Raw genomic sequence first — 15,136 nt, 5'->3', positions numbered from 1 at the left:
CCGTCATAACGCAACTTGTCGCACTTCGGGCAGTGCATGTGGAAGCGGATTCCGTCCGGCGTCAAGATACAGACGCCCGTTACGGCGATCGCGTCGCGTGCGCCCGACGTGCATCTGGAGTGCTCGTGAAGGCCTATGTCATTGAATGCTTCGGCGGCCCGGACGTCCTGCAGTTGCAGGACATCCCGATTCGGAATCCCGGCGACGACGAAGTCCGGATTCGCGTTCGCGCGTTCGGGCTCAACCGCGCCGAAACCTATCTTCGCTCGGGCAACCTCGGGCCGCTGGGCGATCAGCCTCGCGTGCCGGGCATCGAAGCCGTCGGCGAAGTGCTGAACGATCCCGCCGGCCAGTTTCGAACCGGACAGGCCGTCGCGACCGCGATGGGCGGCCTGCAATTCACGCGGCCGGGCAGCTACGCGGAGCAAGTCGTCGTGCCGCGCGGCAACGTCGTCGCCGTGCCCGACGCGGCGCTATCGTGGGAAGAACTGGCCGCGTTGCCGGAAGCCTATGTCACCGTGGCCGGCGCGCTCGACAGGATGCTGGTGATCCGCTCCGGCCAAACGCTGCTGGTTCGCGGCGGCACGTCGTCGGTCGGGCTCGCGGCCATCGCCTATGCGAAATACCGCGGCCTCACGGTCATTGCCACCAGCCGCGCGCAAGCCCATTTGCAACGGATGCGCGACGTCGGCGCCGATCTTGCGCTGGTCGACGACGGGCAGATTGCGCCGACCGTCAGGAAAGCGTTTCCGTCCGGCGTCGACGCCGTACTGGAAGCCGTGGGCGCCAGCACGCTGCGGGATTCCCTTCGCACCTTGCGCGCGTTCGGCACGGCGAGCGTCGTCGGCATGCACGGCGGCGCGGCGCTCGAGCATTTTCATCCGATGCGCGAGCTGCCGGATGGTGTGCGTCTCGGCTTCTTCTCGTCCGGCATGTTCGGCACGACGGCGCTGCCGGCGTCGGCCGTGCCGCTGCTCGAGATCGCGCGCGCCACGGCCGACGGCCGCATGCCTTCGCTACGCACGCACACCTTCGACTTCGATGAACTGCGCCGCGCCCACTGCCTGATGGAAAGCAATCGGGCCCTGGGCAAGATCGTCGTGTCCGTCTGACGACTCACCCGCCGCGATGAAGCGCGACCTGCCCGGCCAGGCCGGCTGAATCCGGATCTCCATCATCACCTCGCATCGACCTTTCAATTCCATCAAAACCATAGGAGTCCAACATGAACTCGAACGCCTAGACAGGTATTTCCCTGCCCACGACAGGCATCGCCCGATATCAGCCGGCGGCGATGCTGATCGCGCGAATTTTTCTTGCGCTGATCTTCCTGCTTTCCGGCCTGTCGAAGCTCGCCGCCCCGGATGCGATCCGCGGCTACATGGAGGCCAACCACGTGCCGGGCCTCCTGTTCGTTCCGACCGTGATCTTCGAGATCGGAACCGGCCTGCTGATCGCCCTCGGATATCGCGTCCGCATCGTGGCTGGGCTGCTCGCCGCCTTTTGCCTCGTGACCGGCGTGCTGTTCCACAACCAGTTCGCGGACCAGACGCAGATGGTCATGTTCCTCAAGAACGTCGCCATGGCCGGGGGCTTCCTGCTTCTGGCAAGCGTCGGCGCCGGCCGTTTCAGCCTGGACGCGAAACGCGGTGCGCTCGATGAGCACCGCGACGGCCGCGTCGCCGGTCATCCCGTTGTCCCACGCAATGAAGAGAGGAATGCTCAAGTGTCGAATATTGCTGAAGTGATCAAGTCGCGTGTTTCCGCGAATCGCTACGACACCGGCCGCACGGTGTCGGAAGAACAGATCGGCCATCTGATCGATCTCGCCACCCGCGCGCCGTCCGCGTTCAACCTGCAGAACTGGAAGTTCGTCGCCGTTCGCAGCGACGCGGCCAAGGCACGCCTGCTGCCGCTCGCTTACGGGCAGCAGAAGGTCGCGGAGGCCGCCGTCACGTTCATCGTGTGCGGCACGCTCGATCCGCATCTGACGCTGGCCACCGCGTTGAAGCCGACGCTGGACGCCGGCATCATCGACGAGGCCGTCTACAAGGGCTGGGTGGGCGCGGCGCAGAACATGTACAAGAACAACCAGACGTTCCAGCGCGACGAAGCGATTCGCTCGGGTTCGCTGGCGGCGATGACGCTCATGCTCGCCGCGCAGGATCTGGGCCTCGTCTCCGGCCCGATGATCGGCTTCGATCCGCACGGCGTGGCCGAAGCATTCAACCTCGAACCGACCGACGTTCCCGTCATGCTCGTCACGGTCGGCTATCCGGCGCCGGGCAACTGGCCGCAAAAGCCGCGCAAGCCGGTGACCGAAGTGTTGACCTTCGCGTGAAGGATTCACCCGGGCCACACGTGACGTGCGCGGCCCGGGTGACGACGAACGTATTCAAACAGCAAGATTGGGAGTGCATGCATGTTTCCGTGGAAACTCGTCAGCCATTCGCTTTTCGGCATCCTGGCGCCGCATCGAATCGTCGAACCGGCCGCCGCCGCGACCCATCGGGTCACCGACCACACATCCGCGTTCGCCAAGGACATGCGAACGTCCTATCGCGCGATGATTCCGTCTGCCGGCGTGCCCGACCCGGTCGGCAAGGTGCTCGCGATCGATGTGCCCGCCGGTCGACCTTCCCGGAACATCCCGGTGCGCATCTATTGGCCGACCGATGTGCGTGCGTACGAGCGGCTTCCGATCGTGTTGTTCGCGCACGGCGGCGGCTTCGTATCCGGCGATTTGGATACACACGACGTGCTCGTGCGCGCGATCGCCGGCCGCGCTCGCGCGCTCGTGATTGCCGTCGACTATCGACTGGCGCCCGAATTTCCGTTTCCGGCAGGTCTCGAGGACGTCTACGCCGTGCTTCAATGGACGGCCGCCCACGCCGACGAATTGGGCGGCGACGCCGAGCGGATCGTGCTCTGCGGCGACAGCGCCGGTGCGACGCTTTCGGCGGCGACCGCCATGCTCGCCCGCGATCACGGCGGCCTTCGACCGGTTGCGCAATGGCTGATGTACCCGTCCGTGAGCAACAAGCTGGATACGGCCTCTTGGGCCGAGCTGGGCGACGCCTACTTTCCCACGCGGGAAGTGATGCGCAATGTGCTCGCGAGCTATGTGCCGCCGGAAACGAGCCCGTACGCGCCGCTGCTTTCCCCGATGCTGGGCGATCATGCCGGCCTGCCGCCGGCGCTGATCCAGGTCGGCCAGCTCGATCCGTTGCGCGACGAGAACGTCGCCTACGCAAACAGCCTGAAAGCAGCAGGCGTGGATGCGTCCGTCGTCGTCTACGAAGGACAGGCGCACGGCTTCATCCAGTTCTTCAAGGACAAGGCGAATCATTCGCGGGGCGAAGCTGCGCTGGACGACGGAATCCGCTTTCTCGGGGAACGGACGGCGTCGCGGTAATCCGCCGCTGTAATCCGCCTGTCCGGCCGGCGACGCGCCTGCGTGCGACAGGACGCGCACGGCCGGCGATCCCGCCGCGAAGGATGCAATGAACAAGTTCTCCGATATGAGCACTTTCGTGGCCGTCGTCGAGTCGGGCAGCTTTTCCGAAGCCGCGCGCCGCCTCGGCACGGCCAAGTCGATCGTCAGCCAACGCGTCCAGCAGCTCGAGAAGCGTCTCGGTTGCACGTTGCTCAATTTGGGGCCGCAAGGCAAAGCCTTACTAGGCTTAAAGGCGGCTGACCGGAAAAATGCATGGAAATCAAGGGCACACCTGGTGGTACCGCCTTCGTTGCCCAACTGGATCAGCCGGACCTGCGTCGGCGGCAACCAACCGTCAACTGCTCTCCGCGGCGGTGAAATCGCCGGGCGGCAATGGTCGGTTCGCCACGTCCTTTGCCTCGGCGCGCGTCAGGCCGAGCGTCTGCAATACCATCGCCGCGGCCCGCTCGGGAAGCCGGCCCTCGTCTCCCACCGGCTTCCTCGCCCCGCCCGCAGCCGTGTCGGCCGCGTAGGACTCCGCCGCGATCGCCGCCAGGATCGTCCCCGTCATCGCGAGCACGCTCATGAACGGATCGCCGACGACGAAGCGGCGTGCCGCGATTCCGCGCTCGCTGTCCCGCCGCAAACGCCGGCCCAGCCCGTGATCGAGCGCACGCGCAGAAAAGCCCTCCCGTATCAGGAACCGTCCCCAGAGCCGCTCGTGGCGCGCGCGCAACAGCGTGTGACGCACGCAGACCGACACGACCTCGGCCGGATCCGACAAACCGCTCGCAAGACGCTCGAGCCCGTCCGCGAAATCGTCGAACACCCACTCCGTCAGCGCGGCGAAGATGCCGTCCTTCGATTCGAAGTGGTAGTAAAACGAGCCGAACCCCACATCCGCCGCCTCGGTGATCTCGCTGATCGCGACGTTGTCCCTGCCTTTTTCCGCCATCAGGCCGAACGCCGCCCGCAGCAAGCGCATACGTGTCGCCTGCTTGCGCCGGGCACCGCGCGGCTGGCGCTGTTCCGCTTCGCCCGCTGACGCGTTCGGGCGACGCGGCCGGACCGGCTTGTCGTCCACGAGCGCGCCTTCCCTTTCCAAAAGAATTTTCTGCATGGCGCAATTCTAGATTGCTCGCTCATACTTGACAACATTATCAGTTATGAGTCTAATCTCGAAAATCGCAGAACCGGTTCCTGTCCAGACACTGTGCCGGACCCACGCCAGCGAGCGTCGGTGACGTGCGGACGGCCCTGTCGGCACGCTCGGCGGCCATCGCCGTGCGCAAGCCGTGCCATGTCGGCAATCGGAACGAACTGCACCGCAAACGTCGGATTACTGATTGATCGTCAGGCGCACCGTCGGCGGAGACGCTCGCGCGCGCCTGCATAAACCGGGGCGACCCGCCGTGGTCGCCGAACCCTTTTCAGTTGGCCCCTCACTTGTCTTGGAAACATCGTGAAATCACCCGGTCTTGACGCGCGGACTTCAACGCGCCCGTTTCTGACACGCATCGCGCCGCCGCTTCGGCGAGCCCCGATCGCGTTCGCCTGCTGTGCGATTCTCCTCACGGCGTGCCACTCGCACGAGGCCCCCGCGCCCGAACTGCAGCCGGTGGTCGCGCTGCCGGTTCATGCGGACAACGGCGCAGTGCAGCGCGTGCTGCCCGCGCAGGTTCAGGCGCGATATTCGACGCCGTTGTCGTTCCGGGTCGGCGGCAAGATCGTCGAGCGGCGCGTGAGAATCGGCGACGCCGTCAAGGCCGGCCAGGCCCTCGCGATGCTCGATCCGGCCGATCTGCGCAACACTTTGCTGAACGCGCGCGCACAGCTCGATGCCGCCGAGCATCGCGTCGTCTACGCGAAGCAACAACTGGATCGCGACCGCGCCCAGGCTCAGGCCAACCTGATCGCGCCCGCGCAGCTCGAGACAACGCAGGACGCGTATGCATCGGCGGTCGCGCAACGCGATTCCGCGCTCGCACAAATAGGGCTCGCGGAAGATCACCTGCGCTACGCGACGCTAGTCGCGGATCACGACGGCGTCATCACGTCGGAGGATGCCGATACCGGGCAGAACGTCGAGCCCGGCCAGGCGGTGTTTCATCTGGACTGGAGCGGCGACCTCGACATCGTCTGCGACGTCTCGGAGCGCGATCTGCGCGATCTCTCGGTCGGCCGCACCGCGCACGTCAGCCTGACGGCGCTGCCGGGCAAGGTGCTCGACGCACGCGTGCGCGAAGTCGCGGCGGCCGCCGATCCGCAGAGCCGCACCTGGCGCGTGAAGCTGACCTTGCTCTCGCCGGGCCCGGACGTCCGCTCCGGCATGACCGCCAGCGTAACGTTCGACGGCGCCGCCGACGCCGCCGCGGACCGTGCGATCACACTGCCGGCCACGGCGCTCTTTCATCGCGGCGAAGCGCCGGCGGTCTGGGTCGTTCGCAAAGGCAGCGACACGCTGGAACTGCGCCCTGTGTCGGTCGGACGCTACGACGAGCGCACGATCACCGTCACGTCGGGCCTCGCGGACGAAGAGCGCGTCGTGATGCAAGGCGTCCATACGGTCAGCGCCGGCCAGCACGTGCGCGTGGTGCCGCCGCTGCATGCGGAGGACTTCACGTCATGAACGCTCCGGAACACAGGCATTCGAACGACGGCGGTCACGGCGCGCAAGCCGATGCCGCGTCGCGCGACGAGGGCCGTTTCAATCTCTCCGCATGGGCGCTGAAGCATCAGCAGCTGGTGATCTTCCTGATCGGCCTCGCGACGATCTTCGGCGTGATCGGCTATACGCGCCTCGCGCAATCGGAGGACCCGCCGTTCACGTTCCGCACCATGGTGATCCAGACCTATTGGCCGGGCGCCACGGCGCGCGAAGTGCAGGATCAGGTCACGGACCGGATCGGCCGCCAGCTCCAGGCCGCACCTTACGTCGACAACATCAAGAGCTATTCGCGCCCCGGCGAGTCGATGATCTTCTTTGCGATGAAGGATTCCGCGCCGGTCGACCAGGTGCCGGAAACCTGGTACCAGGTGCGCAAGAAGGTCGGCGACATCCGGGCGACGCTGCCGAAGGGCGCCGTCGGCCCGTTCTTCAACGACGAATTCGGCGACGTCTATACCAACATCTATGCGCTCGAAGGCGACGGCTACTCGCCCGCGCAACTGCACGATTACGCGGACAAGCTGCGCACCGTGCTGTTGCGCGTGCCGGGCGTCGCGAAGGTCGACTACTTCGGCGACCCCGCCCAGCACGTATTCATCGAGATCTCGAACGCGCAGCTGACGCGGCTCGCGATCACGCCGCAGCAGCTCGCGCAGGCCATCGACGCGCAAAATGCCGTCGCGCCGGTCGGCACGATCACGACAGCGGACGATCGCGTGTTCGTGCGGCCGAGCGGCGCGTTCAAGGACACGCGGGCGCTCGCCGACATGCTGATCACGGTGAACGGCCGGACGTTCCGGCTCGGCGACGTCGCGAAGGTCACGCGCGGCTACGACGATCCGCCCGTCACGCAGATGCGTACGAACGGTCACGCGGTGCTCGGCATCGGCGTCACGATGCAAAAAGGCGGTGACGTGATCGACCTCGGCAAGGCGCTCGACGCGAAGGCAGCCGAGCTGCAGGCCGGTTTGCCGGCCGGACTGAAGCTGACCGCGGTGTCGAGCATGCCGCATGCCGTCAAGCACTCGGTGGACGACTTCGTCGAAGCGGTCGGCGAAGCCGTCGCGATCGTGCTCGTCGTCAGCCTCGTGTCGCTGGGCCTGCGCACCGGCATGGTCGTCGTCATCACGATTCCGATCGTGCTCGCCGTGACGGCGCTGTGCATGCACGCGTTCGGCATCGGCCTCGACAAGGTGTCGCTCGGCACGCTGGTGCTCGCGCTCGGGCTGCTGGTGGACGATGCGATCATCGCCGTCGAAATGATGGCGGTGAAGCTCGAGCAGGGCTGGAGCCGCGCGCGCGCGCGGCGGCCTTCGCCTACACGAGCACGGCGTTCCCGATGCTGACCGGCACGCTCGTCACGGTATCGGGCTTCCTGCCGATCGCGCTCGCGAAATCGAGCACCGGCGAATACACGCGATCGATCTTCGAGGTGTCCGCGATCTCGCTGATCGTGTCGTGGTTCGCCGCCGTCGTGCTGGTGCCGCTGCTCGGCTACCACATGCTGCCCGAGCAGCAGCATCACGACGGTTCCGCCCATGGGCCGGACGTATACGAGACGGGCTTTTACCGGCGGCTTTCCGGATGGATCTCGGCCTGCATCGAGCGCCGCTGGGTCGTGCTCGGCGTGACGGCCGTGCTGTTTGCGATCGCGATGGCGGCATTCACGCGCGTGCCGCAGCAGTTTTTCCCGAATTCGGAGCGGCCGGAACTGCTGGTCGACATGCGCCTGCCCGAAGGCGCTTCGTTCGACGCGACACTGCGTGAGGCCAAGCGGCTCGAGAAGGTGCTCGACGGCCGGCCGGAAATCGATCACGTCGTCGATTTCGTCGGCACCGGTGCGCCGCGCTTCTACCTGCCGCTCGACCAGCAGCTCCAGCAGCCGAACTTCGCGCAGTTCGTGATCACGGCCAAGGACGTCGAATCGCGCGAGCGCTTGTCGCATTGGCTCGAATCGACGCTTGCAAGCCGCTTCCCGACCGTGCGCACGCGCGTCGCGCGCCTCGAAAACGGGCCGCCCGTCGGCTTTCCGATCAAGTTCCGCGTGAGCGGCGACGACATCGCGACCGTTCGCGGCATCGCCGAAAAAGTGGCGGACAAGGTGCGCGCCGATGCCCGCACGCGCAACGTGCAGTTCGACTGGGACGAGCCGGCGGAGCGGTCGGTGTCGTTCGAAATCGATCAACTGAAGGCACGCCAGCTCGGCGTGACGTCGGAAGACGTGTCGGGCTTTCTCGCGATGACGCTGTCCGGCTATACGGTCACGCAGTATCGCGAGCGCGACAAGCTGATCGACGTCGACCTGCGTGCGCCGAAGAGCGAACGCATCGACCCGTCCAGGCTCGCCGGCCTGGCGATCCCGACGCCGCACGGCCCGGTGCAGCTCGGCACGATCGGCCACGTGCGCGACACGCTCGAATACGGCGTGATCTGGGAACGCGACCGCCAGCCGACCGTCACGGTGCAGGCCGACGTGCGTGGCGAAGCGCCGAGCATCGGCGTGACGCGCGACATCGACAGCGCCATGGCGACGCTGCGCGCCACGCTGCCGGCCGGTTACCGGATCGAGATCGGCGGTGCAGCCGAGGAGAGCATGAAGGGCCAGACGTCGATCAACGCGCAGATGCCGCTCATGATCATCGCGGTGCTGACGCTGCTGATGATCCAGCTCAAGCGCTTCTCGCGCACCTTCATCGTCGTGCTGACGGCCCCGCTCGGCCTGATCGGCGTGGTCGCGGCGCTGCTGCTGTTCGGTAAGCCGTTCGGCTTCGTCGCGCTGCTCGGCGTGATCGCGATGTTCGGGATCATCATGCGCAATTCCGTGATCCTGGTCGATCAAATCGACCAGGACATCGCGGCCGGGCAGCCACGCTTCACCGCGATCGTGGGCGCGACCGTGCGCCGCTTCCGGCCGATCATGCTGACGGCCGCCGCCGCCGTGTTCGCGCTGATTCCGCTGTTGCGTTCCGGCTTCTTTGGCCCGATGGCCACCGCGCTGATGGGCGGCATCACGATCGCGACGGTGCTGACCATCTTCTTCCTGCCGGCCCTCTATGCGACGTGCTTCAAGGTGCGCAGCGACGAACGCGAGTCGCGCGCGATGGACGTCGCGTCCTCGGAGACATGCTGATGAATTTCCCCCGTATCACATCGGTGCTCGCCGCGAGCGCAGCGCTCGGCCTGAGCGGCTGTGCAATGGCCCCGAGCAGCACGCCGCCCGCGATGCCGTCGCCGGCGCACTACGGCGCGACGCCTCAGGCGCCGCGTACCGCCGAAGCGGCAGGCGTCGCGCAGCAATTCGACGTCGGCGCCGCGCCCGTCCCGCAATGGTGGCGCCTGTATCGCTCCAGCGCGCTCGACGCGCTGGTCGACGAAGGCCTGCGCGCAAACCCGACGCTGGCCGCGGCGGAAAAGACGCTCGCCGCCGCGCAGGAGGAACTGCGCGCGCAGATCGGCGCATCGACGCTGCCGTCGATCGACGCGAACGCGCAGGCGGCCCGCACGCGCACGCCGGACATCTCCGGCGCAGGCGCGCAAAGCCTGCGCTACAACGTGTTCGTCGGACAACTGCAGGCGCATTACACCTTCGACCTGTTCGGCGCCACGCGATATGCGAACGACGCGAGCGCCGCGCGCGTCGACGCGCGCGGTTGCGAGCTCGAAGCAGCAAGGCGCGCGCTGGCGGCCAACATCGTCGGCACCGCCATCCGCGCCGCGACGCTCGACCGCCAGATCATGCTGACGGAGCGCCAGGTCGACGTCGCCGAGGCATCCGCACTCGAGGACCAGCAGCGTTACGCGCTCGGCGCGGTGTCCCACGTGCAGGCGCTGGCGTCGACGCAGGGTGCGGCGTCGCTTGCCGCGACGCTGCCGACGCTGCGCCAGCAACGTGCGAGCGCGGTTCACGCGCTGGCGATCCTGCTGGGCCGCACGCCCGATACGCCGCCGCCGGTCCCCTCCTTCACCGGGCTGTCGCTGCCGGAACACGTGCCCGTGGTCGTGCCGTCCGACCTGCTGAAGGCACGCCCTGACATCCGCGCGGCCGCGGCAGCCGTGAAGGCCGCATCGGCGGACGTCGGCGAGGCGACCGCCCAGTTGTTCCCGAGCCTGTCGCTCACGGCGACGATGGGGCGCGGCGGCTTCAGCTGGCCAGCGCTGCTGTCGGGCGCGGGCGGGCTGTGGGCCGTCGGCGCCGGGCTGTCGCAGCCGATCTTCCACGGCGGTGCGCTGCTGGCTCACCGGCGGGCGTCGCGCGACGCGTACGACGCCGCAGTGCTGCAGTACAAGGCGGCGGTGCTGTCCGCTTTCGGCGACGTCGCCGATTCGCTCGCCGCGCTGGACAACGACGCGCAAGCGCTGGCCGCGAACGAACTCGCGGCGCGCGCGGCCGGCGAGGCCTTCCACGAAACGGCGCAACGCCGCTCATTGGGTGCCGTTCCGATGTCCGCGCAACGGTCGAGCGAGCAGCTCTATCTGAACGCGGAGCTCGATGCGGTGCGTGCCGCGAGCCGACGGATGACCGATACGGCGGCGCTGCTGCAGGCAATGGGCGAACTGCCGCCCGAGTCCGGCACGACGGTCGCGGCCCGGCAATAGCCGCTGCTTGCGTCGATGGACCGGCCGCGCGCGTTCGGGCCGCGCCGGTCCGCAAGCTCGAAGCCCGATGCCCGGCGTACCGCGCCTCGCGCGGCGCCGGGCCTTCATTACCCGCATGATCGAGTCCCGATGAAATCCGACAACCTGGTCGCCTGCCACGAATGCGACCTGCTGCTTCAGCGTCCGCCGCGCCTGCGCGCGCTGGCGGCACACTGCCCGAGATGCCGCGCTCGCGTGAGCGGCGCGGCGCACGGCCGCCGCTCGCTCGACCGGCTGTGCGCATTGACGGTCGCCGCGCTGGTGACGTGTTGTGTCGCGCAGGCCTTTCCGATCGTCGCGCTCGATGCGGCCGGCATCGCGTCGCACGCGACGCTCGGCGACGCGGTGCTCGCGCTAGGGTCGAACGGTCAGCCGGTGGTGGCCGCGCTCGTGTTCTGCACGACGATGCTGTTCCCGTTGCTGGAGCTGGCTGCATGGCTATACCTGCTCGTGCCGTTGCGCGCGGGCCGCGTGCCGCGCCACTTCTCACAAGTGCTGCACGGCGTACACCGATTGCGGCCGTGGAGCATGGTCGAGGTGCTGATGCTCGGCGTACTCATCACGATCGTCAAACTGACGAACCTCGCGCACGTGCTCGCCGGGCCCGCGCTATTCGCGTTCGCAGGGCTTACGATGATGCTCTGCCTGCTGTCGACGATCGAACCGGCCCGACTGTGGGCAGCGCACGACGAACTCGTCGCACTGCAGCCGGGCGACGCCGACCATACGAAACCGCCTCGCCCCGACACGGCGCGACAAGCGGCGCCCCGGGCAACGGAAGGCAGCGGATCGGCGGGCATGACGGCCCGCGCCGCGGGATGGATCGCCTGTCACCTCTGCTCGCGCGTGCAGCCGGCACACACATGCGGCCAGCACTGTACACGCTGCGGATCGCCGCTGCACGCGCGCCGCCCGCACAGCGCCGCCCGCACGGGCGCGCTCGTCGCCGCCGCTGCGTTGCTCTACATCCCGGCGAACCTGCTGCCCGTCATGCATGCGACGTCGCTCGGCCGAGCCGAGGACGACACGATCCTCGGCGGCATCGCGTATTTCTGGACGTCCGGCGACTGGGCGCTCGCCGTCATCGTGTTCATCGCGAGCGTGCTCGTGCCAATGCTCAAGCTCGCGATCCTTGCATTTCAGGCGATCGCCGCCCATCGCGGCATGCAATGGCGGCCGCTCGAACGAGCCCGGCTGCATCGGCTGGTCGAGCGCGTGGGCCGCTGGTCGATGCTCGACGTATTCGTCGTCGCGCTCACGATCGCGCTCGTGCATTTCGGCTCGTTCGCCGACATCACGCCCGGCCCCGGAGTGCTCGCGTTCGGCGCCGTGGTCGTGCTGACCATGTGCGCGTCGATGCAGTTCGATCCGCGGCTCATCTGGGACGGTGCGCCGCGCCCGGTCGCCGCCCATCACCAACCCTGAACCGGCGCAAGCGCCCGTTTTACTTCGAATTTCAAAACGATGCATCCGTTCGATTTACCGCCACCCGAGATCCGGCCGCGCAGCCGCTGGATCCCGTCTCTCGTCTGGATCGTGCCGCTCGTTTGCGCACTGATCGGGCTGTCGCTCGTGATCCGGACCGTCGCCGCCAACGGCCCGACGATCACGGTCACGTTCGCCAACGCCGAGGGCCTCGAAGCCGGCAAGACCAAGGTCCGCTACAAGGACGTCGATATCGGCTCCGTCCAGACCATCACGCTCACTCCCGACTTCAAGCGCGTGGTCGTCAGCATTCAACTGACGCGCGACGCCGCGGGCTTCGCGAACCGCGACACACGCTTCTGGGTCGTTCGACCGCGCGTCGGCGCCACCGGCATTTCCGGCCTCGGCACGCTGCTCTCCGGCGCATTCATCGGCGCGGATCTCGGCCGCTCGCCGCAGAAACAGACCGATTTCACCGGCCTCGAGACGCCGCCTGCCGTCACCGCGGACCAGCAGGGCCGACGCTACCTGCTGCACGGCGACTCGCTCGGCTCGATCGACATCGGCTCGCCCGTGTTCTATCGGCATCTGCAGGTCGGTCAGGTCGTCGGCTTCTCGCTCGACAAGGACGGTACCGGCGTCGACGTGCAGGCGTTCGTGAAGGCGCCCTACGACAAGTACGTCAGCGTCAATACGCGCTGGTGGCACGCAAGCGGCGTCGATCTTCGGCTCGATTCGAGCGGCCTGAAACTCAACACGCAGTCGCTGGCGACGGTGATCGTCGGCGGTCTCGCGTTTCAGTCGCCGCCCGGGCAAACGGACGCGCCGCAGGCAGCCGACAACGCGCCGTTCCGGCTCGCCCCCGACGAAGCCGACGCGATGCGCGACCCCGACGGCACGCCGCTGATGGTCGTCATGCGCTTCGACCAGTCGCTGCGCGGGCTGTCGGTCGGCGCGCCGGTCGATCTGCGGGGCATCGTGCTCGGTCAGGTCACGAACTTCGGGATCGAGTACAACGAACACACGCGCAACTTCAGCATGAAGGTCACGATGGCGCTTTATCCGTCGCGACTGAGCCGACACAGCGATACGGCGCTGCCCGCGCCCGATACGGCCGGCGGCCACGAACTGCTCGAGCACCTGGTGCTCCAGGGGCTGCGCGGGCAGTTGCGCACCGGCAGCCTGCTGACCGGTCAGCTCTACGTGGCGCTCGACATGTTCCCGAAGGCGCCGCGCGCGAGCGTGGACGCGCGCCGCACGCCGGTGGAGCTGCCGACCGTGCCCAACACGCTCGACGAACTGCAGGTGCAGATCGCCGACATCGCGCGCAAGCTCGATCAGGTTCCGTTCGACCGGATCGGCAACAATCTGAACGGCGCGCTCGCGCATGCGAACCAGTTGTTCGGCCACCTCGACGAGCAGGTCGTCCCGCAGGCGCGCGACACGCTGGCCGCCGCGCAACGCACGTTCAACGCGGCAGAGTCGACATTGCGGCAGGATTCGCCGATGCAGTCGGACGTACATGAGGCGATGCAGTCGCTTACGCATACGCTCCAGTCGTTGAACGCGCTTGCGGACTATCTGGAACGTCATCCCGAATCGCTGCTGTTCGGCAAGAAGGGAGACCGGCAATGAAAGCGCGTTCGTTTGGTCGCCTCCGTCTGCCGGCGCGCATCGCGACGTGCGTCGCACTCGCGGTGCTGAGCGCGTGCGCGTCGCCGCCCGTGCGCTTCCATACCCTCGCGGCGGCGGACGATGCGGGTGGCGAAGCCGCCGCCTCGCATCCTGCCTGGCTGATCGACATCCAGGGCGTGCACGTCGCGGCGCCGGCGGACGGCAACCGGCTCGTCGTGCAACGCGGCCCCGATCGGACCGACATCCTGGAGCAGGAGCGCTGGGCCGCGCCGCTCGGCGACGAGATGCGCGGCGGACTGTCGACGCGCGTCGCGTCCCGGCTCGGCACGATCGATGTTCACCGCGTCGCCCACCCGGACGGCGCGCCCGTCTACCGGGTCGCGGTGGACGTCCAGCGGGTCGAATCGTGGCCGGCGTCGCACGTGCTGCTCGACGCGACGTGGAGTGTGAGTTCCGGGTCCGGACAGCCGGCACTGACGTGCCGCAGCATCGTTCGGTCCGGCGCGTCGACGGGCGACGATGCACTCGTCGACGCGCATCGTCGCGCGCTCGATGCGCTCGCGCTCGGGATCGCCGCGGCCATTCGCGCGGCGGCCGCGCACGCCGCGCCGCCGGCCGATTGCCGCGCGGGCGCACTCGGGCGCCCGATCGCGCCCCCCGCCGTCGATCGCGGCGCGCCGGACGCGCTCGACGATTGAATCGGCGCCGTGACGACGCGACATTTCGCGCGGCGCGATATTGCGCCGCTTCAGCCATTTCCACCGCACGGACAGCACCGGATGAAACCTGCCCGCCCCACCCGCATGCAGCGCCGGCTCGACACACGCGAACGGCTCATTGCCGCCGCTCGCGAATGCTTCATCGCGAAGGGCTTCGCCGATACGACCGTCGAGCATATCGTCGAGCGCGCGGGCTATACGCGCGGCGCGTTCTATGCGAACTTCGGGCACAAGCGCGAGCTGTTGATCGAGATCCTGCGCCGCGACCGCCCGCGATTACTGATAAAGATGCGGCCTGCAGCGCACAAGCACCGGGGCTCCCGCGCAGTCGACTCCGCGGACATCGCCGCCGGCTGGGAATGTTTCCCGCTGTGGGTCGAGGTGCACCTGTACGCGCTGCGCGATGCCGGGATACGGCAGATCGTCGACCGGCTGCACGCTGAGCCGGCGCTACCGACTGCGGCGAGCGGCGCGGCAGACACCCCGGAGCGCATGCCATCGTCGGCCGAATGGGCGGCGGTGCTCGGCGTTGCGCTGTTGCGTAGTACGCACGGCCCGAAGAGCTGACCCAGGACACCGCGATGCGTGCGCAGGCTGAGCGGCGCACGCCGGGCTCAT

At 67.9% G+C, this 15,136-nt stretch carries 10 protein-coding genes and 3 pseudogenes; 12 read left to right on the top strand and 1 reads right to left on the bottom strand.

The window, feature by feature from the left end; all coding sequences use genetic code 11:
- The first annotated feature begins 125 nt into the window (after positions 1-125).
- The 5 genes and pseudogenes from KY49_RS15905 to KY49_RS39010 all read left to right on the top strand — a co-directional run.
- Complete coding sequence (locus tag KY49_RS15905; protein ID WP_042585846.1) at positions 126-1,112, top strand: zinc-binding dehydrogenase; 987 nt, start codon at positions 126-128, stop codon at positions 1,110-1,112.
- Positions 1,113-1,294: 182 nt separating this feature from the next.
- Positions 1,295-1,519, top strand: a pseudogene (locus KY49_RS38155) (DoxX family protein); the annotation flags it as partial.
- 207 nt (positions 1,520-1,726) lie between these two features.
- Positions 1,727-2,341 carry a nitroreductase family protein gene (locus KY49_RS38150; RefSeq protein WP_042585845.1) on the top strand — a complete coding sequence of 205 codons (615 nt, stop codon included), beginning with the start codon at positions 1,727-1,729 and terminating at the stop codon, positions 2,339-2,341.
- Positions 2,342-2,584: 243 nt separating this feature from the next.
- On the top strand, positions 2,585-3,415 hold the full coding sequence (locus KY49_RS15895; RefSeq protein ID WP_231636434.1) for an alpha/beta hydrolase: 831 nt from the start codon (positions 2,585-2,587) through the stop codon (positions 3,413-3,415).
- Between the two features lie 88 nt (positions 3,416-3,503).
- Positions 3,504-3,644 (top strand): annotated as a pseudogene (locus KY49_RS39010) (LysR family transcriptional regulator); the annotation flags it as partial.
- Positions 3,645-3,791: 147 nt separating this feature from the next.
- Here the strand turns inward: KY49_RS39010 and KY49_RS15890 are convergent.
- Positions 3,792-4,556: a TetR/AcrR family transcriptional regulator gene (locus KY49_RS15890; protein WP_442854627.1), complete on the bottom strand. Its 765-nt coding sequence runs from the start codon at positions 4,554-4,556 to the stop codon at positions 3,792-3,794.
- Between the two features lie 342 nt (positions 4,557-4,898).
- Between KY49_RS15890 and KY49_RS15885 the strand changes: the two genes are divergently transcribed.
- From KY49_RS15885 to KY49_RS15855, 7 genes and pseudogenes are all read left to right on the top strand, one after another.
- On the top strand, positions 4,899-6,065 hold the full coding sequence (locus KY49_RS15885) for an efflux RND transporter periplasmic adaptor subunit (RefSeq protein WP_042585577.1): 1,167 nt from the start codon (positions 4,899-4,901) through the stop codon (positions 6,063-6,065).
- Positions 6,062-9,234: pseudogene (locus KY49_RS15880) on the top strand (efflux RND transporter permease subunit). Before KY49_RS15885 ends, KY49_RS15880 begins: the two are co-directional and overlap by 4 nt.
- Positions 9,234-10,700, top strand: coding sequence for an efflux transporter outer membrane subunit (locus tag KY49_RS15875; RefSeq protein WP_042585842.1), 1,467 nt, complete (start codon positions 9,234-9,236; stop codon positions 10,698-10,700). Before KY49_RS15880 ends, KY49_RS15875 begins: the two are co-directional and overlap by 1 nt.
- Positions 10,701-10,829: 129 nt before the next feature.
- On the top strand, positions 10,830-12,164 hold the full coding sequence (locus KY49_RS15870; RefSeq protein WP_042585576.1) for a paraquat-inducible protein A: 1,335 nt from the start codon (positions 10,830-10,832) through the stop codon (positions 12,162-12,164).
- Between the two features lie 39 nt (positions 12,165-12,203).
- Positions 12,204-13,799: a PqiB family protein gene (locus tag KY49_RS15865; RefSeq protein ID WP_042585575.1), complete on the top strand. Its 1,596-nt coding sequence runs from the start codon at positions 12,204-12,206 to the stop codon at positions 13,797-13,799.
- Positions 13,796-14,497, top strand: coding sequence for a PqiC family protein (locus tag KY49_RS15860; protein ID WP_042585574.1), 702 nt, complete (start codon positions 13,796-13,798; stop codon positions 14,495-14,497). The genes KY49_RS15865 and KY49_RS15860 overlap by 4 nt, the downstream gene beginning before the upstream one ends.
- 9 nt (positions 14,498-14,506) lie before the next feature.
- Positions 14,507-15,085: a TetR/AcrR family transcriptional regulator gene (locus KY49_RS15855; RefSeq protein WP_231636433.1), complete on the top strand. Its 579-nt coding sequence runs from the start codon at positions 14,507-14,509 to the stop codon at positions 15,083-15,085.
- Positions 15,086-15,136: the final 51 nt, after the last annotated feature.

Origin of the sequence: Burkholderia sp. MSHR3999 (genome assembly GCF_000833595.1) — a bacterium.
GTDB classification, from domain to species: domain Bacteria; phylum Pseudomonadota; class Gammaproteobacteria; order Burkholderiales; family Burkholderiaceae; genus Burkholderia; species Burkholderia ubonensis.
The sequence above is the reverse complement of the archived record's forward strand: the minus strand, read 5'-3'. Positions and strand labels throughout refer to the sequence as shown.

What these genes read in the sequence shown, in the direction of transcription:
- KY49_RS15870 (WP_042585576.1), top strand. Translation starts at nt 10,830, where the DNA reads ATGAAATCCGACAACCTGGTCGCCTGCCACGAATGCGACCTGCTGCTT.
- KY49_RS15865 (WP_042585575.1), top strand. Translation starts at nt 12,204, where the DNA reads ATGCATCCGTTCGATTTACCGCCACCCGAGATCCGGCCGCGCAGCCGC.
- KY49_RS15890 (WP_442854627.1), bottom strand. Translation starts at nt 4,556, where the DNA reads ATGCAGAAAATTCTTTTGGAAAGGGAAGGCGCGCTCGTGGACGACAAG.
- KY49_RS15860 (WP_042585574.1), top strand. Translation starts at nt 13,796, where the DNA reads ATGAAAGCGCGTTCGTTTGGTCGCCTCCGTCTGCCGGCGCGCATCGCG.
- KY49_RS15875 (WP_042585842.1), top strand. Translation starts at nt 9,234, where the DNA reads ATGAATTTCCCCCGTATCACATCGGTGCTCGCCGCGAGCGCAGCGCTC.